This window comes from Mycolicibacterium litorale, from assembly GCF_010731695.1.
Taxonomy (GTDB): domain Bacteria; phylum Actinomycetota; class Actinomycetes; order Mycobacteriales; family Mycobacteriaceae; genus Mycobacterium; species Mycobacterium litorale.
In genome coordinates, this window is record NZ_AP022586.1 from 513013 (window position 1) to 531786 (window position 18774).

Consider the following 18774-nt stretch of genomic DNA (forward strand, 5'->3'; position numbering starts at 1 on the left):
ATGCCCGCCGATGAGGCCGCCCCGCCGCTCGACGGCTTTCGGGTCGTCGACCTGTCGACCGGTATCGCGGGCGCATACTGCACGAAACTGTTCGCCGACGGCGGCGCCGAGGTGGTGAAAGTCGAGTCACCCGAGGGCGACCCCTTGCGCGGGTGGTCGGCGTCCGGCGCCGACACCGGTGGTGACGGTGCGCTGTTCTCGTACCTGGCCTGCTCGAAGCGCAGCGTGGTGGCCGACCCCGCCGATTCCTCGGACTCCGCGTTCGTCGACGACCTGCTGGCGTCGGCCGAGGCGGTGGTGTGGTCGCGCGGTTCGGCGGTCGCCGGGCATCCCGACTTCACCGCCGCGGCGATCCACGCCCGCCATCCCGGCTTGATCGTCACGGCCATCACGCCCTTCGGGCTCGACGGACCATGGACCGACCGTGCGGCCACCGAATTCACGCTGCAGGCCTGGTCGGGCGGGATCGTCGGGCTGGGGCGGGGCGCGCCGGACCGGGCGCCGGTGTACGTCGGCGGACAGATCGGTGAGTACCTCGCCGGTGCGTACGCGAGCGCCGCCACGCTGGCCGCCCGGCGCCGCGGCGTCGGCGAGCTGATCGATCTGTCGATGCTCGAGACCCAGATCCTCGGGCTGACCTACTACCCGGTGACCTACCACCAGATGCTGGGCCGGCCGTGGCGCGACGCCCGCAAGCTGACCGTGCCCGGCATCGCTCGCGCCAAGGACGGGCTGGTCGACATCGGTTGCGGCACCGCACAACAGTGGTTCGACCTGTGCGCGATGACCGGACACGAGGACTGGATCGACGAGGACTCTCCGCTGTCGATCACCCAGCAGGCCAACGAGAAGGCCGAAGAGCTCTACGCCTGGGTCGCCGACCAGACCGTCGACGAGATCCGCGACCTGGCATCGGCGTTCCGCATCCCCAACGCGCCGGTCGCCAACGGCGAGAACGTCACCGCGCTCGACCACTACGTCGAGCGGGGATCATTCGGCACCAACCCCCGCGACGGCTTCACCCAGCCCGGCCCGCCCTACCGGCTCACGCCCGCGGTGCTGCGCGCTCCAGAGCCCGCGCCCCGGTTGGGCGAGCACACCGACGCCTACCGCCGAAACCGCATTCCCGGTCCTCGAGGTGACAGCTTGGCAGCCGGGAATGCGGTTTCGCGCGACGCGCTGCCGTTCGAGGGCCTGCGGGTGCTGGACCTCACGACATTCTGGGCCGGCCCCTCGTGCACCCACATCCTGGCGCTGCTCGGCGCCGAGGTCATCCACGTCGAGTCGACGCGGCGTCCCGACGGCACCCGGCTGATCGCCGGAATCCCCGCCACCGAGCCACGGTGGTGGGAGCGCTCGCCGATCTTCTCCGGCCTGAACACCAGCAAGAAGGGCCTGACCCTCGACCTGCACACCCCTCGCGGACGAGAGCTGCTCAACCGGTTGATCGCGACGTCGGAGGTGGTGGTCGAGAACTTCACGCCCCGGGTGCTCGACCACCTCGGCCTCGACTTCGCCGCCGTGCAGGCGCTTCGGCCCGACGCGGTCATGGTCCGGATGCCCGGTTTCGGCCTCGACGGTCCGTGGCGCGACAACCCGGCGTTCGCCTACGTCATCGAGGCCGCCGCCGGGATCAGCTGGCTCACCGGCTATCCCGACCGCAACCCGTACGAGCCCTACTCCGTCGGCGACCCCAACGCGGGTATCCACGCGCTCAACGGGCTGCTGCTCGCGCTCGAACACCGGCGGCGCACCGGCGAAGGCGTACTGGTGGAGGCCGCGATGGTGGACGCGGCCCTCAACGTCGCGGCCGAACAGGTCATCGAGTACACCGCCTACGGTGCGCTGCTGGGCCGGGCCGGTAACCGCGGACCGCTGGCCGCACCGCAGAACCTGTATCTCAGCATGGACATCGACGAGTTCGGCCGTCTCGACAGCTGGGTGGCGATCGCGGTGACCGGCGACGCCGAGTGGGCGGCGCTGTGCGAAGCGATCGGCGCCGCGGACTGGGCCGCCGACCCCACCCTGGCCGGCGCGGACGGCCGGCGCGCCGCCCACGACCACATCGACGAGCGTCTCTCCCAGTGGTGCGCGCAGCGCAGCGCCGACAACATCGTCGAATGTCTCTGGCCTGCGGGCGTTCCGGTCGCCAAGGTGATGCAGCCTCACCGGCAGACCGAACTGACCCAGCTCGCCCACCGCGGGTTCTTCGAAGAGGTCGGGCACCCGGTCAATCCGGCCACCCCGCACAGTTCGCTGCCGTTCCGCCTGTCGTCCGGACCGCAGCGCTTCCACCGCGATCCGGCGCCTTTGCTCGGCCAGCACACCGAGGAGCTGCTCGCCGAACTCGGGCTCACCGCCGACGAGATCGCCCGACTCGCCGCCGACAAGGTGATCGGCCACACGGTCTGACTGGTTGACTGGCGCCATGTCGATCGACCCCTCCGGCATCCTGCTCACCGGCCGCGTCGCCGTGGTCACCGGCGGCGGCACCGGTATCGGCCTCGGCATCGCCGCGGGGCTAGCCGCCTTCGGCGCCAGGGTGGCGATCTGGGAGCGCGACGCCGAAAGCTGCGCGGCCGCAGCCGAAGCGGTCGGGGGTCTCGGCGTCGTCACCGACGTGCGTGAGAGCGCCGCGGTGTCGGCGGCGCTCGACCGCACCGCCGCCGAACTCGGCACCGTGACGATCCTGGTCAACAACGCGGGCGGCACGTTCGCCTCACCGCTGCTCGAGACCAGCGAGAACGGCTGGGACGCACTCTACAAAGCCAACCTTCGGCACGTCATGCTGTGCACACAACGGGTCGCCCAGCACATGGTGGCCGCAGGCGTCGGCGGCAGCGTGATCAGCGTGACGTCCATCGAAGGAGTGCGGGCCGCGCCCGGGTACGCCGCGTACGCCGCGGCCAAGGCCGGCGTCATCAACTACACGCAGACCGCCGCGTTCGAGTTGGCGCCGCACGGGATCCGGGTCAACGCGCTGGCGCCCGATGTCATCGTCACCGAGGGTCTCATGGCGCTGTCACCGGCCGGCCTGCCCGCGGGCATCGGCGACGCGATTCCGATGGGCCGCCCCGGAACCGTCGACGAGATGGCTGGCGCCGCAGTTTTTCTCGCCTCGGACCTGGCGAGCTACATCACCGGGCAGACGCTGCACGTCGACGGCGGTACGCATTCCGCGGGTGGCTGGTACCGGCACCCCGGCACGGGTGCCGCCACCCTGGGCCCGGGTTAGCGGGGCCGGTCGAGCCCCGGTTCGCCGAGCCGGGACCGGATCGCCGCCCACGGATCGGCGTACTTCCCGGGCTTGTTCCGGTAGGCCGACTGACGCGCGACGAACAGCCGCGCCAACGGGGCGAGCAGCTGCATCGGATAACGCAGCAGACCCGCCTGGCCGCTCATCTCGGCGAGCATGTCGGGCCACGAATGATGTTGGAACGACAGCGCTTCCTGCGCCCGCGTCGCATCCATCCAGTCGGTGATGAACCACGCGTCGTCGCGGTCGGGGTCACCGGGCCGCCCAGGCGGCAGCGCGCCGGCCATGCCACGGGCGCCGGCGAGCGCGGGTCCGACCTCACCCTGACGCAATTTGTGGGTGTCGTCGCCCGCGATCAGCAGGATCTCGCCGACGACGTCGGCCGTGGTGGCCGCGGCGAAAGCCCATGCGACGTCGCGGACGTCGACGCTGTGCAGCCTGCCGTCGGTGGGCAGTGCGCTCTCGAAGAACAGTGCGTCGGTGGTGAACGGCATGGCCTTTGGATCGGTGCTGAGCACACCGCCGAGCCGCAGGACCACCCACTGCAGGCTCGACGCCCGCACGAGCTCCTCGGCTTCGAGTTTGTGTCCGCCGTAGAGGTCGGTCGGGTTGGGCGGGGTTTCGGCGGTGACCGGCGCGGTGTGGCGGTGCGGGTTGCGCGCACCGTAGACCGCATTGCTCGACGCCTGGACGAAGCGCGGGGGAGTGGGCAGCGCCTCGGCCGCGCGGACGAGTGTCGCGGTGGCGTCCACGTTGACCTTGCGGGCCAGCGCGGCGTTGCGGTAGATCGGCGGCGGGATCACCGCGGCGAGATGGATGATCGCCGCGGGCGCGACCTCGCCGAGCAGTTGCTCGACCTGCCCGGCGTCGGTCAGGTCCGCCCACCGCGCCTGGACGCCGTCCGGTAGTGCCGCGGCGGCTTTGCGGTTGGCGTCGGTCTGCAGATCGGTTGCCACCACCGGGCGGCCGAGTTCGGCGAGGCGCCGCACCGTCTGCGAACCGACCAGCCCAAAACCGCCGGTAACGAGCACCGCGTCTGACATTGTTCTCCCGAGAGGTCGGCGCGCGTGAGCATCGCGATTACGGAGTTCTCCTTTAGCGAGAGTAACGTATTCACCGACCTGCAACGGAGCAGCAGCCACAGGGGGATCCGGTGAGCGACCAGGACAAGAGCGACGACAGGGACGGCAACCGCAAGGTGCCACCCGACCGGCCCGAGGTCGCGAAGTGGGACCCGGAGTTCACCGCGGCCATCGCCAAGACGGTCGGCGCCGCCATCAGGCGCTACTTCCGCTCCGATGTCCGCGGACTGGAGGCGATCCCACCCGCCGGGGGCGCGCTGGTCGTCGCGAACCACTCCGGCGGCATGCTCACCCCGGACGTGCTGATCTTCGCGCCGGCGTTCTATCAGCGGTTCGGGTACGACCGACCGGTGTACACGCTGGCCCACTACGGGGTGTTCGTCCCACCGCTGGGCAGCCTGCTGCGCCGCGCCGGAGTGATCGAGGCCAGCCGTGAGAACGCCGGTAAGGCGCTGCGCTCCGGCGCGGTGGTCCTGGTCTTCCCCGGCGGCGATTACGACTCGTACCGACCGACGTTCTCCGAGAACAAGATCGACTTCGCGGGCCGCACCGGCTACGTGCGCACGGCCATCGAGGCCGGGGTGCCCATCGTCCCGATGGTGTCGATCGGTGGGCAGGAGACTCAGCTGTTCCTCGCGCGCGGTGACTCCATCGCCCGGCGCCTCGGGCTCAAGCGGGCCCGAATGGAGATCCTGCCGGTCAGCTTCGGCTTCCCCTTCGGCCTGTCGCTGATCTTCCCGCCCAATCTGCCGCTGCCGTCGAAGGTCGTGACCAGGGTGCTCGAACCCATCGACATCACCGCGCAGTTCGGCGAGGATCCGGATGTGGCCGAAGTCGACCAGCACGTCCGCACCGTGATGCAGAAGGCGCTCAACGAACTCGCGCGCGAACGTCGTTTCCCGGTGCTGGGGTGAGCACCGTGTTCAGCGAGACCGCCGCCAAGGTGGGCGCAAGCGTCGGGTTGATGCAGACCCTGTGGCGCGCACGGCTCATCGCCCCCATGCGACCGGACCGCTATCTGCGCATGGGCGGCGCCGTGCGCAGGGTGGGGATGACGGCGACGGTCGGGTTCGCCACCGCGGCGCAGCGCTGTCCCGACCGGCCGGGACTGGTCGACGAACGCGGCACCCTGACGTTCCGGGAACTCGACGACGAATCGGATGCGCTGGCCGTCGCGCTGCAGCAGTTGCCCGGCGGCACTCCCGGGACAGTCGCGATCATGTGCCGCAACCACCGCGGCTTCGTCCAGGCGCTGCTGGCCGCCAACCGCATCGGGGCCAACGCGCTGCTGCTGAACACGTCGTTCGCCGGGCCTGCACTGGCCGAGGTCGCCGAACGCGAGGGCGCCGACGTCGTGATCTACGACGAGGAGTTCGCCGAGACCGTCGGGGTGGCGCTGGCGAAGCTGCCCGATGCGCTGCCCATCGTCGCCTGGACCGACGAGCCCGGCGCGGACACCGAGACCACCGTGGACGCTTTGATCGACGCGCACCGGGGGCAGCGCCCGCGCCCCGCCGAGCGCAGCAGTGAGACCATCCTGCTGACCTCCGGAACGACGGGAACGCCGAAGGGCGCGAAGCGTTCCGCGGGCAGTGGTGGCGCGGGCGACCTCAAGGCCGTGCTGGACCGCACGCCGTGGCGCGCGGAGGAGACCACGGTCATCGTCGCGCCCATGTTCCACGCGTGGGGGTTCTCGCAGTTGTTGTTCGCCGGGCTGCTGGCCTGCACGATCGTCACCCGGCGCCGCTTCGATCCGGAGGCCACGCTGGCCCTGGTCGACGAGCACCGCGCCACCGGCCTCGTGGTGGTGCCGGTGATGTTCGACCGGATCATGGATCTCCCCGACGAGGTGCGGGCCCGCTACAGCGGCCGGTCGCTGCGCTTCGCCACCGCCTCGGGTTCGCGGATGCGTCCCGACGTCGTCACCGCGTTCATGGACCAGTTCGGCGACGTCATCTACAACAACTACAACGCCACCGAGGCCGGCATGATCGCCACCGCGACACCCGCCGACCTGCGGGCCGCACCCGACACCGCGGGCACACCGGCCGACGGCACCGAGATCCGCATCTTCGATCCGGACTTCCGCGAGCTGCCCCCGGGCGAGACCGGCAGCATCTTCGTGCGCAGCGGCACGCTGTTCGACGGGTACACCTCGGGTGCCACCAAGGACTTCCACGACGGCTTCATGGCTTCCGGTGACGTCGGGTACCTCGACGAGGCGGGACGGCTGTTCGTCGTCGGCCGCGACGACGAGATGATCGTCTCCGGCGGCGAGAACGTCTACCCGATCGAGGTCGAGAAGACGCTGGCCGCCCATCCGGGGGTGGCCGAGGCCGCGGTACTCGGGGTGGACGACGAGAAGTACGGCCAGCGCCTTGCCGCATTCGTGGTGCCCGCCGACGGTGCGTCGGTCACGGCCGAGGAACTCAAGGAACACGTCCGCGGCAACCTCGCGAATTACAAAGTGCCGCGGGAGATCAAGGTGCTCGACGAACTCCCGCGCGGCGGCACCGGCAAGGTGCTGCGCAACGAACTGCTCGCCCAGCTCGACTAGGGCGCGACCGCGGTGGCCGGTGCCATCGCGGTGTCGACCGGGCGCAGTTCGGCGGGCAATCCTGCGGCGCGCCGGATCTCGGCGAGCCCGTGCAGCATCGCGTCGGTCGCTTCGTGGATGTCGTCGAACGTCTGGTCGTCGGAGAGCACGGAGATGTCGACCTGGTCGACGTAACTCCACACGGTCATGTTGAAAGCGCTTCCCGCCGAGAGCACGCCGACGGAGTAGATCTCCGTGACGTCGGCGCCGCCGATGTGTCCACGCTCGCGCGGACCCGGCACGCTCGACACCGCGACGTTCATGATCCGGTTGTGCGCGGCGTGCTGCGCCTGCCAGCGGAATGCGCTGGGCGCCACCGGCGGCGGCAGGTATTCCATCATCCTGCCCTGCAGGCGGGGACCCATCAGATCGTGAACTTCCTTGGCGCGCTTGGTCGCCAGCGCCGTCAGCCGCACCCGGCGCAGCGGGTCGTCGATGTGGACGGGCAGCGACACCGCCAGCCCGCTGATCTCGTTTCCGGTCACCCGGTCGGGGGAGCGGTCGGTGGCCACGGGCACCGACGCCAGCAGCGGCCGGTCGGCGCGCCCGTCGTAGCGCAGCAGAAGTTCGCGCAGTCCGCCGGCGGCGACCGACAGCACCAGATCGTTGAACGTGACGCCGAGGTGTTTGGCCGTCTCCTTCAGATCCGCCAGCGACACCGGCGCAGTGGCGAAGGTGCGCGCGGGCGACACCACGTGGTTGAGGAACGTCGGGGGCGTCCGGAACATCTTCGCCATCTCGTCGCCGCCCCGCTGATCGCGAGTGCGCCGCCGCACCCGCACCGCCCCGCGCACCGCCTGGCTCACCAGGCCGGGGAATTCGACGGCCTTCTGCAGGTGGTCGCGGCTGGCCTCGGCCAACAGCTGTGACCGGGTCGGCGGCTCGCACGTCGTGTAGTGGTCGCGTTCGTCGGGCGCCGCGCCGGCCAGGTCCATCAGCCGGGCCAGCAGGTTCGCCGACGCGACGCCGTCGGCCAGCGTGTGGTGGACCTTGCCGATCAGTGCGTACCTGTTGTCGGGCATGCCTTCGGCGAAGTAGAACTCCCACAGCGGCCGGCTGCGGTCCAGCGGGGTGCTGGCGATGCGGCCGATGACCTCGTCGAGTTCGCGGCGGCCGCCGGGGGCGGGCACCGACACGGTCCGGACGTGGTAGTCGAGGTCGATGTCGCAGTTCTCCAGCCACATCGGATGGTGGAACCGCAGCGGGATGTCGATCAGCCGGTAGCGCAGCGGCTCGAGCAGGTGCAGCCGGCGGGCGATGGTGCGGCGGAACACCTCGAACGAGTACGGGCTGTCATGGTCGATGTCGTAGGAGGTGGCGTCGATGATCGCCACCTTGAGGGTGTGGGTGTGCAGGTTGGGCGTCTCGCTGTACAGCAGCATGGCGTCCATGCCGTTGAGTCGCTTCACGCCCCACCTCGATCCTCGCCGCCCGTAGAGCACGTATCCCCGCGATCGCGTGGACTCATGCAACCACCCCGGCCCGCCGTGGCGGCCGGTTTCGCGCGAATGGGGCCGACCCGAAACCGGGGACCTCGCCGCGCGAGATCCCCGGTCGACGCGAAGCGCGGCCTACTTCAGGCAGCTGCCGCCGTCGATGGGCAGCGTGACACCGGTGATGTAGCGCGACTCGTCGGAAGCGAGGAACAGTACGGCGTTGGCGATGTCCTCGGGCTCGACCCACCCGATCGGCAGGGTGTGCATCAGCTGGCCGACGACCTTCATGTCCTCGGGGCCCGGGTTCTCCAGATCGGGGCGGAACAGCTTCATGGTGCCCTCGTTCATGAACAGCGGCGTGTTGACGTTGGTCGGGTGCACGGAGTTCACGCGGATGTTCTGCGGGCCGAGTTCGACCGCGAACGTCCGCATCAGGCCCACCACACCGTGTTTGGCCGCCACGTAGTGGCCGGTGTGCGGGTAGGCCTTGAGGCCGCCGACCGAGCTGGTGAGGATGATCGAGCCGCCCCGGCCGCCGGCCAGCAGGTGGGGGACACCGGCTTTGACGGTCTTCCACACGCCGCCCAGGTTGACGTCGATCATGTCTTCCCAGTCGCCCTCGCTGGTCTTGTCCAGCGTCTCGCCGCCGTTGCCGATGCCGGCGTTGGCAACGATGATGTCGAGTCGGCCCAGCTGCTCGACACCGGCGTCCACGGCGGCCTTCAGCGCATCGAAGTCACGGGTGTCGACTTCGGCGGTGTAGATGCGTCGGTCGAGGTTCTTGACCAGGTCCGCGGTCTCGGCGAGATCCTCGGGCGTCGACAGCGGGATCCGGACGCTGTCGATCTGCTTGCAGATGTCGACGGCGATGATGTCGGCGCCCTCCTGCGCCAGCCGCACCGCGTGTGCCCGGCCCTGTCCGCGGGCCGCACCGGTGATGAATGCGACCTTGCCTTCTACGCGTCCTGCCATCGGGTCCTCGATTCCTGGTTCGTCGATTCGTCCATGTGCGCCGGTCTGCTGGGCACCTGCTCAGCAGACCTTCTCACCGGCATTCGATTGTGTCAACGCCACACTCGAAAAGGGCAATTTCTACTATCCGCTTAGAAGAACGGCATTTCCGGAGAATGCGGACTAGCGTCGCGAACACCGCGGGCGGCGGGTGGGCCGACCGCGATGAGCGGGGTGTGTCAGATGCGGGCGAACCCGTGCGCGACGAAGTCCCAGACCTCGTCGGCGGTGATCGGATGGACGGAGCCGTCATCGGCGCCGCCGCTGGATTGAGCGACGAACATGACCGTCTGCATCGTCATCGCGGCCATCCGCTTGGGGTTGATCCCCTCCCGCAGTTGACCGGCGGCGCTGGCCTCTTCCATGAGCTCGGCGAGCAGGATGAGCAACGGCGCGTGCGCGACCTTGACCTCGGCGGGATGCGAGACGAGCAGACGCGGGGCGAAGTCGGTGAACAGCGGCCGTTTGGCGGCGGGATCCGGCCGCGAGGTCTCGAACAGCAGCTGAATGGCCACTTTCAGACGCTCGATAGGGTCGGTGTGGCTGGCGGTGGCGGCCCGGATCTGGTCGGCCGACCGGCTCAGCGCATCCTCGAAGAGCGCCAGGAGCAGTTCGTGCTTACCGTCGAACTGCAGGTAGAAACTGCGAAGCGACTGCCGCGACCGATCGACCACCTCTTGCACGGTGAAATCCGTGCTGCCCTTCTCGATGATGATCGCCTGAGCGGCGTCGAGGAACCGCTGGACACGCTGCGCGGCGCGGAGTTTGGCGGTCTTGATCGACCGCTCGACGGCCCGCTGCTTCCAAGCCGGCTCTTCGCTGGGTGTGCTCACCGGCAGCTCGAAGCCTGGCCGAGTCGGGAGAACATGAATGAACTGTACCGGAGAACGCCTGGGCATAGTGGTCCGAGCCCCCCTCGCGGCCAACGTGTCGGAGATTGTGCCTTCCTCATGGCGAGAATAGTATTCTCAGATTGTGCGTTAGAGAAGCGTTTCCCCAGAGAGCAAACCCGGGAGTGCCGTGCAGCTGACTTTCGACGCCGACGTCGAAGCTTTCCGCGCCGAGTTCGTGGCGTTCCTCGATGCACACCAGCCCCGGGAGGCCGACGCGGCGCAGCGCCCCCGATCCTCGGCCGACGTGCCGGAGTGGGCCCGTCGCTGGCAGCGCCTGCTGTTCGACAACGGCTGGCTGCTGCCCGGTCATCCGCCCGAGTTCGGCGGCCGCAACGCCACCATCCTCCAGCAGTACGTTCACCAGCTCGAGCTGTCGCGGCGGCGCATCTACCAGAGTTTCAACCCGCAGGGCGTGGGCATCATCGCCGCGTCCCTGATCTCGTTCGGCACGCCCGAACAGCAGCGAAAGTGGGCGGTGCCGATCCTGCGCGCCGAGCTCACCGCCGCGCTGGGGATGAGTGAACCGGGCGCCGGTTCGGACCTCGCGTCGCTGCGCACCAGGGCCGTGCGCGCACCGGATTCCGGCCACTACGTGGTCAACGGGCAGAAGGTCTGGACGTCGGGGGCCAATGAGGCCGACGTCATCCTCACCTTCGTGCGGACCGATCCGGATGCGGCCAAACACCGCGGCATCAGCGTGCTGATGATCCCCACCGATTCCCCCGGTGTCGTCCGCCGTCCGTTCGCGTCAATCTGCGATGCCGACGAGAAGGACTTCAACGAGGTCTTCTTCACCGACGTCGAGGTGCCCGCGGAAAACCTGATCGGCGCCGAGAACGACGGGTGGCGGGTGGCCAACGGGTCACTGGGGCACGAGCGCACGATGCTGTGGCTCAGCTACGGCGACCGGCTGCAGGATCTGATCGACGACTTCCCGGCCCGCACGGCGCTCGACCGCGACCACTACGCCACCATGGTCATGGACTCGATGGCGCTGCGGCTGCTCGGTTCGGTCGCGCTCGCCCGGGCAGCGCGCGGGATCGACGACGGCGCCGCCCTGTCGGTGCTCAAACTGCTGGGCTCCGAGGCCGGGCAGGCCGCCACCGGACACGCACTGGCCGCGGCCGGGGTGGAGGGTCTGGCACACCCCACCACGGTCGGGCCGTGGACGCCGCTCAACCTCGACGCCTACTCGTGCGGCTGGTTCGAGCGGTACACCCGCAGCTTCGCCGGCACCATCGCCGGCGGCACATCGGAGATCCAGCGCAACATCGTCGCCCAGCGACTGCTCGGATTACCCAGGAACTAGAGGAGAAACGTGTACATCGACTACGAGGTCGCCGACAAGATCGCGACCATCTCGCTGAACCGGCCCGAGGTGGCCAACGCGCAGAACACCGAACTCCTCGACGAACTCGACGCGGCGTGGACGCGAGCCGCCGAGGACCCCGAGGTCGTCGTGATCGTGCTGCGCGCCAACGGAAAACACTTCTCCGCCGGCCACGATCTGCGGGGCGGCGGCCCGGTGCCCGACAAGATCACCTTGGAATTCATCATCGCCCACGAGTCGAAGCGCTACCTCGAGTACACGCTGCGGTGGCGCAACGTGCCCAAACCGTCGATCGCCGCCGTGCAGGGCCGCTGCATCTCCGGCGGGCTGATGCTGTGCTGGCCCTGTGATCTGATCCTCGCCGCAGACGACGCCCTGTTCTCCGACCCGGTCGCGCTGATGGGGATCGGCGGGGTCGAATACCACGGCCACACCTGGGAATTGGGGCCGCGCAAGGCCAAGGAGATCCTGTTCACGGGCCGGCCGCTGACCGCCGAGGAGGCCGAACGCACCGGCATGGTCAACCGGGTGGTGCCCCGCGACGACCTCGACGCCGAGACCCGCGCGCTGGCCGAGCAGATCGCCGCGATGCCGCCCTTCGCGCTGCGGCAGGCCAAGCGGGCGGTCAACCAGACTCTCGACGTGCAGGGCTTCTACGCCGCGATCCAGTCGGTGTTCGACATCCACCAGACCGGTCACGGCAACGCGTTGAGCGTGGGCGGATGGCCGGTGCTGGTCGACCTCGACAAGATGAAGAGCACCGTCCAGTAATCGGGTCACCTCGCCTCCGCGAGCGTGCGCGTCTGCACCCGACGCGCCGCGGTTTCCGCAGCACATTGTGCACGGTCACGCGGCGCGAGGGTGCCGAAGCTGATGGTCGATTCGCGCCACGAAGTCCCAGGCGCGGTGCCGCACGTCCTCGAACACTATCGGGATGACCACCCAGCCGACGTCCATCAGCGCTGACTGACGACGGCGGTCCGCACGCATGGCCTCCGGTCCGCTGTGCCAGTCGACTCCGTCGTACTCGACCGCGACGCGCTGATCCGGCCAGGCGAAGTCGAGCCGCCGCACCTCGCCGTTGCCGTCGACGACCGCGAACTGCAGCTCCGGTGACGGTAGACCACCGTCGATCATGGCGAGCCGGGCCTCGCTCTCCAGTGGGGACTCGGCTCGCGGATCGGCCAGCGGGAGGAGGTCGCGGACGGCGACGATGCCTCGCCTGCCGGCCTGTTCGATTGCCGCGCGCCACAATTCGCCCCGGCTGACGGTCTTGCTGCGCAGTGCCGCGTCGAGAGTGGCCAGGGCGCGCGGACGACGAAGGCCGCGTGCCACTTCGACCGCCGTCCACGCGGGCGTCGTCGCACGCCGCTCGCCGGTTGACACGAGCGGGGCGCCGTCGCGCCGGTGCACGACCAGCCCGTCGACCGGGCGCAGTTGGTGCCCCGGCGGGTTGAGCACGTGCAGCTCCTTGGGCTCCTCGGTGTCGAAACCGAACAGCGCCGCGGCGGTCGCCAGACACACCGCGATGCGGGTGCCGCAGGCCAGGTCGAGCCCGCGCAGACGCATCTCGTCGGTCGGTTCGCCCAAGCAGTACACACCCTGCCAGATGCGTTCGACGTACTTGCGTTTCACCACCGCTTCGAACTCGTATCGCGATGTGACGGCGAGGATCTGGCCGCTCGTCGCGACGCCACCCTGTCTGTCGAATATCCGCTGCAGTGCTTCGTCCATGGCGGCCATCGTCGGTCGGGCCGCGAGGTCAGGACAGCACCAACCATGCCGCCTGTGGATGAATCAGCGGCTGTGCACGGTCTCAGTGCCGCGAGCGTGCGCAAAGTGCCGGCGAAACCGCGGCGTCTCGTGGGCAGACACGCACGCTCGCGGTAAGAGGTAAAGAGGTGGGGAGGTGCTTCTACAGGTTGGCCAGCCGGGGCGCCGAGCCGCGGGCCCGCAGCCCCGCTCCCGCTCGGCGCGTGAGTTCGCGTGAGCTGCCCAGCAATCCGTCGAGTACCAGTGTCCGCTTCACGTGGATGTGCAGATCGTGTTCGGCGGTGAAACCGATTCCGGCGAGCACCTGCTGGCAGTTCCTGGCCGCCGTCAGCGCCGCCTTCCCCGCGGCGGCCTTGGCCAGCAGCGCGTTCAGGTCGGGGTTCTCCGAGCCGGGCAGCGTCAGCGTGGCCTCGGCGCCCTCGATGGCCACCAGCGTCTCGGCCAGCCGGTGCCTCACGGCTTGGAACTGGGCGATGGGCCGGCCGAACTGCACCCGGTCCTTGGCGTGCCGGCACGCCAGCGTCAGCATCGCCCTGGCCGATCCGACCAGCCACCAGCCGACCGCCATCCGCGCCTCGGCCACCCGGATGGGATAGCCCTCCTCCTCACGGCGCAGCGGCAGCCCGCCGAGTGTCGGATCGGCGCTCTGCGCGCTGATCCGGTCCCACACCACCCACGCGTTGCCGGCGTACGGCAGCGGCAGCTCGACGGTGTCGCCGATCGTGTTGCCGGTGGCGTGCAACACGACGTCGACGAGAACCGAAGCGTGCGAACCGGTCTCACCGAGAAGCCGGAACACCAGCGGCACGGCCGTTTCGGGCATGTCGGTCAGCATCTCGGCCCAGCCGAGTTCGGTGAGCGCGGCGTCGAGGTCGGGGCCCGACGCCGTCAGCATGGTCTTGCGCAGAGATGCTTCGAGCATGTCGAGTGATTGTCGGTCCACGATCACTCCTTCCCGAGGTCGAGCAGGCGGCGGGCGATGATGTTGCGCTGCACCTCTGCGGTGCCGCCGTAGATGGTGGCCGCCCGGGAGTACAGGTATTCGGTGCGCCAGTCGGTGTCTTCGAGTTCGACGGCGCCGGGCAGCAGATCGCGCGCGGTGTCGTAGAGGCGCTGTTCGGCGCCGGCCAGCAGCACCTTGTCGATGGAGGTCTCCGGTCCGAGCTTGTGTCCTTCGGCCAGCCGATACTGGGTGGCGCGCGAGCGGCACCGCAGCGTGTGCAGCGCCAGGTAGACGTCGCCCATGTCGACGTCCACGGCCTGCCCGATTCCCTTGACCTCGCCGATCAGCGCGTCGAATCGCGAATACAGGTAGGCGATCCGCTGCCAGAAGCACGTCGAGCGTTCGTAGGGCAGCAGGTCCATCGCCAGCCGCCATCCGTCGCCGGGCCGGCCGAGCATCCGGTCGGCGCCCACCACGACGTCGTCGAAGTAGACCTCGCAGAACTCGTCGACGCCGTGCATGGTGTGCAACGGACGCACCGAGATCCCCGGCGTGTCCAGGTCGACGAAGAACGCGGTGATCGCCTCGTGGTCGGGGATGTCCGCACCACCGGTGCGGGTGAGCAGGATGCAGCGGTGCGAGTACTGGGCGAAGCTGGTCCACACCTTCTGGCCGTTGATCACCCACTCGTCGCCGCGCTGCACCGCACGCGTGGTCAGCGACGCCAGGTCACTGCCGGAGCCTGGCTCGGAGAACCCCTGGCACCACTGCTCTTCGCCGCTGAGCAGTTTCGGCACCATCTCGGCGGCCAGCTCGGGGGAGGCGTAGTCGATCATCGTGGGCGCGAGCACCTCGAGCATCGAATACGGTCCGGGCTCGGCCAGCCGGCGGCCCACCACCTCCTCGCCGACGATGGCCCGCAGGATCGCGGGCCCGCCGAGCCCGCCGGCGCGTTCGGGCCAGCCGTAGCGCATCCAATCGGCGTCGTAGAGTGCGCGCTGCACGCGGGCGAACTGGCGCATGTGGCCCTGCAGCGAGTGGTCGTCCGGCGGCTCGACCAAGCCCGAGTTCTCGTCGAGCCAGCTCCGCAGTGCCGTCCGGAACGCGGCGGGCTCCAACAGGTCAGTCATCCGGCTTCGGGTCTCCCTATCGCGTGGGGGCGCCCGGAGTCGTGGTCCCCGGAGCGCCGGATGAACGTCATCGCACGGGTTTTCAGCCGCCAGCCGCCCGCGGTGCGGACGTAGGTGTCGTTGTAGTAACCGATGCGCATGTCGTGCTTGGAATGCTCGATGAAGCACAGCGGCTGGGTCCCGCTCGCCGTGTCGGCGCCTTCGGTCAGGTCCACCAGCGCCGTGCCGGTCATGAACAGCCCCTTGGGCGCCGCGTCCACCAGCACGGGGAACCGGTTGAGCGTGTAGGTCTCGCCGAATGCGCTGTAAGTGCCGTCGGGGGTGAAGACGCTGGTCAGTCCGTCGATGTCGCCCTGGGTGATGGTGACGGCGTACTTGGCGAGCAGCTGGTGGATCTCGACCAGATCCTCAGTTCGTGTCGGTGTCGTGCTCATTCTTGTAGACCTTACCGCCCTTCATTACAAAGTCGACATCGCGTGTAACGCCGATGTCCGCCAGGGGGTCGCCCGGCACCGCGATGATGTCGGCGAGGTAGCCGACGGCGAGGCGACCGAGTGAATCGGACCGGTTGATCAGATCCGCGGCGACGACCGTCGCGGCGCGCAGCACCGCCGCGGGCGGCATACCCCACTCGACGAGCGTGACGAGTTCATCGGCGTTGCGGCCGTGGGGGATTGCCGGTGCGTCGGTGCCGACGGCGATCTTCACGCCCGCTTCGTAGGCGGCCTTGATCGACGTCCTGGCCTTCGGGAACATCTCGGCGGCCTTGGCCTGCAACTCCGGGGGCGCCTTCGAGACGTCCATGTACTCGGCGAGCCGCCGGGTGGTGACGAGGAACCGGTCGTTGTCCACCAGCATCCGGATGGCCTCGTCGTCCATCAGGAAGCCGTGCTCGATGCAGTCGATCCCGCACGCCACGGCATGTTTGACGGCCTCGGCGCCGTGGGTGTGCGCGGCCACCCGCATCCCGCGCCGGTGCGCCTCGTCGACGATGGCCCGCAGTTCCTCGTCCGAATAGTGTTGTGCGCCTGCCTCTCCGGTCAGCGACATCACCCCGCCGGACACACAGACCTTGATCAGCTGAGCACCGTGTTTGATCTGGTAGCGCACCGCCTTGCGGATCTCGTCGACACCGTTGGCGATGCCCTCCTCGACCGTCAGTTCGAGGGCGCCGGGCATGAAGGCGGCGAACATCGTCGGGTCGAGGTGTCCGCCGGTGGGGGTGATCGCGTGTCCGGCCGGGACCACCCGGGGCCCGTCGATCCAGCCGGCGTCGATGGCCTTGCCCAGCGCGACGTCGAGCAGGTATCCGCCGGTCTTGACGAACAGCCCGAGGTTGCGCACCGTGGTGAACCCGGCGCGCAGCGTGCGCCGGGCATTGCCGACCGCGCGCAGCACCCGGGTCGGGGGATCGTCCTGCACCTGCGACAGGCCCGGGTTCTCCCCCCGGCCGCCCATCAGGAGGTTCACCTCCATGTCCATCAGACCGGGCAGCAGGATGGAGTCACCGAGGTCGATCACGTCGGCGCCGGCGGGCACGTCGCCGCCCACCGACACGATGCGATCACCGTCGACGGTGACGACGCCGGGGCGGACGATCTCCCCGCTGTCGACGTCGACGTATCCGGCTGCCTTGAGGGTGAGCACCTCTAGACCACCGGCTCCTTGATCAGTTTGATGTAGGCCGCACCGCTGTCGAGGACACGCGGCTGCTTCCACACCTCGACGGGGAAACTCACCATCACGATCGACTGGCCCAGGTGCACGAGTGCCTTCGCGTCCTCGGGCATGCCCTTGAGCGGGAAGCGGGCGTCGACGTAGACCATGATGTCCTCGAGTCGGGCCATTCCGGCGTCGTAGAGCTCCTGCATCTCGTCCATCGTCGAGTTGAGCCGCTTGGCGTACCGCTCCTCCTCGGTGGGCAGGCACCAGTCGGAGAACCGCTCCAGGTCGGCGAATTCCTCGGGCAGCTTAGACATTGGCGTGATCCTTCTCGGCAGAACTGGCGTGTCCATTCGTGGCGCTCGCGGTGGCACTGCCGTCGGCCAGTGACGCCTTGTACCGATCCACGTACTGGTGTGCGGTCATGTGCAGGTGACGCAGCAGGATCTCCTGGTCGCACAGCGGGAAATCCGTGACGACGCGGGTGCCGATCTGGGTCTGGGTGGCCTCCAGGGTGTTGGCGTCCTGGAACGCGTACTCCTTGAACGTCACCGCGGCCAGTTCCTGAGAGAGCCGCTGCCGCAGGTTGGTCGGTGGCACGAAGTACAGGTCGGCTTCGAAGATGTGCTTGTCCACCGCGGTGGGCCAGTAGTTGTAGGTCAGATACCAGCCCGGCGCCCAGAACAGCAGCGTGAAGTTGGGGAAGAACTCGAACGAGTCTGTGCCCCAGCTCTTGTGGCGCCCCGGGTTGATGGCGGGCGGCAGCTCGTCGGGCAGAATGCCCTTGATGTTCGGCCGGTCCCACGGGCCGAACAGCCCGCTGTGCAGGATGCGCTCGATCGGCTTGACCATGTTGAGATCCTTCGGCGGGGACATCCCGCCCCACGACGACACCATCGAGTGGTCACCCTTGATGTCGTAAGCCAGGGCCTCGAAGCCGAACTTGGCCAGCTTCTCGGCCTCCTCCTTCTCCGCCTGCTTCATGTGCAGGATCGGCGCGTGGTAGAACTCGGTGAACGCGTCGATGAACAGCTTCCAGTTCGCGTTGATCTCCGCGCGGTAGCTGTAGTGCTCGGTCATCTCGTGGAACGGGTAGCCCTCGAGGCCCTTCGCGAAGTCGCCGAGGTATTCGCGCAGCGGGATCGCGTCCTTGTCGAAGTTGATGAAGATGAAGCCTTCCCACACCTCGCAGCGGACCGGCACCAGGCCGTACTGCGCCTTGTCGAGGTCGAAGAACTCGCCTTCCTGCTGGACGAAGGTCAGGTCGCCCTTGAGGTCGTAGCGCCACGCGTGGTACTTGCAGACGAACTGGCGGCAGGAACCGGACACCTCTTCGCCCGGGAAGTCCGACCACACCAGCTTGTTGCCGCGGTGACGGCAGAAGTTGTAGAACGCCCGCACCTCGTTGTCGGTGCCCTTGACGATGATCACCGACGTCCCGGGCCCGGCGCAGGGCATCTCGCGGGTGAAGTAGCTGCCCTTCTTCGGCAACTGCTCGACGCGGCCGACCTTGAGCCAGGTCTTCTTGAAGATCGCCTCCTGCTCGAGCTTGAAGTGCTCGGGGTCGATGGAGTCCTCGTAGTTGACCGGCGCCGTGCCGAGTTCCGGCCAGTTCTCGGTCCAGCTACCGGCGGCCGGTTTCGGAAAATGTGCCACGGTTCG

The 18774-nt window shown here is 68.8% G+C and carries 17 protein-coding genes; 6 read left to right on the forward strand and 11 right to left on the reverse strand.

The features are described 5' to 3' along the window. Together G6N30_RS02470 and G6N30_RS02475 are read left to right on the forward strand one after the other, a co-directional pair. A complete protein-coding gene (locus G6N30_RS02470; RefSeq protein WP_134059590.1) occupies positions 1–2412 on the forward strand; it encodes a CaiB/BaiF CoA transferase family protein in 2412 nt (803 codons plus the stop codon). Between the two features lie 16 nt (positions 2413–2428). Beyond that, positions 2429–3235, forward strand: a complete 807-nt coding sequence (locus tag G6N30_RS02475) for an SDR family NAD(P)-dependent oxidoreductase (RefSeq protein WP_134059593.1) — start codon at positions 2429–2431, stop codon at positions 3233–3235. Here the strand turns inward: G6N30_RS02475 and G6N30_RS02480 are convergent. Then, positions 3232–4299, reverse strand: coding sequence for an NAD-dependent epimerase/dehydratase family protein (locus G6N30_RS02480; RefSeq protein ID WP_134059596.1), 1068 nt, complete (start codon positions 4297–4299; stop codon positions 3232–3234). The two genes, G6N30_RS02475 and G6N30_RS02480, sit on opposite strands and share 4 nt — an antisense overlap. 155 nt (positions 4300–4454) lie before the next feature. On the opposite strand from G6N30_RS02480, the gene G6N30_RS02485 reads away from it, so the two are divergent. Further along, positions 4455–5252 carry a lysophospholipid acyltransferase family protein gene (locus tag G6N30_RS02485; protein ID WP_166674622.1) on the forward strand — a complete coding sequence of 266 codons (798 nt, stop codon included), beginning with the start codon at positions 4455–4457 and terminating at the stop codon, positions 5250–5252. Positions 5253–5302: 50 nt separating this feature from the next. Beyond that, on the forward strand, positions 5303–6895 hold the full coding sequence (gene fadD12, locus G6N30_RS02490; protein WP_220097770.1) for an acyl-CoA ligase FadD12: 1593 nt from the start codon (positions 5303–5305) through the stop codon (positions 6893–6895). On the opposite strand, the gene G6N30_RS02495 is transcribed toward fadD12, so the two are convergent. The 3 genes from G6N30_RS02495 to G6N30_RS02505 all read right to left on the reverse strand — a co-directional run bounded on the left by G6N30_RS02495 (position 6892) and on the right by G6N30_RS02505 (position 10280). Then, a complete protein-coding gene (locus tag G6N30_RS02495; RefSeq protein WP_134059601.1) occupies positions 6892–8343 on the reverse strand; it encodes a WS/DGAT/MGAT family O-acyltransferase in 1452 nt (483 codons plus the stop codon). The two genes, fadD12 and G6N30_RS02495, sit on opposite strands and share 4 nt — an antisense overlap. Positions 8344–8505: 162 nt before the next feature. Next, positions 8506–9342: a mycofactocin-coupled SDR family oxidoreductase gene (locus G6N30_RS02500; RefSeq protein ID WP_134059604.1), complete on the reverse strand. Its 837-nt coding sequence runs from the start codon at positions 9340–9342 to the stop codon at positions 8506–8508. Between the two features lie 218 nt (positions 9343–9560). Further along, on the reverse strand, positions 9561–10280 hold the full coding sequence (locus G6N30_RS02505) for a TetR/AcrR family transcriptional regulator (RefSeq protein ID WP_163687353.1): 720 nt from the start codon (positions 10278–10280) through the stop codon (positions 9561–9563). 121 nt (positions 10281–10401) lie between these two features. Here G6N30_RS02505 and G6N30_RS02510 point away from each other — a divergent pair, with 121 nt between their 5' ends. After that, a complete protein-coding gene (locus tag G6N30_RS02510; protein WP_134059610.1) occupies positions 10402–11583 on the forward strand; it encodes an acyl-CoA dehydrogenase family protein in 1182 nt (393 codons plus the stop codon). 9 nt (positions 11584–11592) lie between these two features. After that, complete coding sequence (locus tag G6N30_RS02515) at positions 11593–12375, forward strand: enoyl-CoA hydratase (RefSeq protein WP_134059613.1); 783 nt, start codon at positions 11593–11595, stop codon at positions 12373–12375. A gap of 75 nt (positions 12376–12450) precedes the next feature. On the opposite strand, the gene G6N30_RS02520 is transcribed toward G6N30_RS02515, so the two are convergent. The 7 genes from G6N30_RS02520 to G6N30_RS02550 form a co-directional block, all read right to left on the reverse strand. Next, complete coding sequence (locus tag G6N30_RS02520; protein WP_134059616.1) at positions 12451–13338, reverse strand: type IV toxin-antitoxin system AbiEi family antitoxin; 888 nt, start codon at positions 13336–13338, stop codon at positions 12451–12453. A gap of 181 nt (positions 13339–13519) precedes the next feature. Then, positions 13520–14299: an acyl-CoA dehydrogenase family protein gene (locus G6N30_RS02525; protein ID WP_179965597.1), complete on the reverse strand. Its 780-nt coding sequence runs from the start codon at positions 14297–14299 to the stop codon at positions 13520–13522. A gap of 23 nt (positions 14300–14322) precedes the next feature. Then, positions 14323–15450 carry an acyl-CoA dehydrogenase family protein gene (locus G6N30_RS02530; protein WP_134059622.1) on the reverse strand — a complete coding sequence of 376 codons (1128 nt, stop codon included), beginning with the start codon at positions 15448–15450 and terminating at the stop codon, positions 14323–14325. Then, on the reverse strand, positions 15447–15884 hold the full coding sequence (locus tag G6N30_RS02535; RefSeq protein ID WP_134059625.1) for a nuclear transport factor 2 family protein: 438 nt from the start codon (positions 15882–15884) through the stop codon (positions 15447–15449). The genes G6N30_RS02530 and G6N30_RS02535 overlap by 4 nt, the downstream gene beginning before the upstream one ends. After that, complete coding sequence (locus tag G6N30_RS02540; protein WP_134059628.1) at positions 15859–17097, reverse strand: metal-dependent hydrolase family protein; 1239 nt, start codon at positions 17095–17097, stop codon at positions 15859–15861. The genes G6N30_RS02535 and G6N30_RS02540 overlap by 26 nt, the downstream gene beginning before the upstream one ends. Positions 17098–17099: 2 nt before the next feature. Next, positions 17100–17429, reverse strand: a complete 330-nt coding sequence (locus G6N30_RS02545) for a hypothetical protein (RefSeq protein ID WP_134059630.1) — start codon at positions 17427–17429, stop codon at positions 17100–17102. Beyond that, the gene (locus G6N30_RS02550) at positions 17422–18768 is read right to left on the reverse strand and encodes an SRPBCC family protein (protein WP_134059634.1); all 1347 of its coding nucleotides are present in this window, start codon (positions 18766–18768) and stop codon (positions 17422–17424) included. Before G6N30_RS02550 ends, G6N30_RS02545 begins: the two co-directional genes overlap by 8 nt. Positions 18769–18774: the final 6 nt, after the last annotated feature.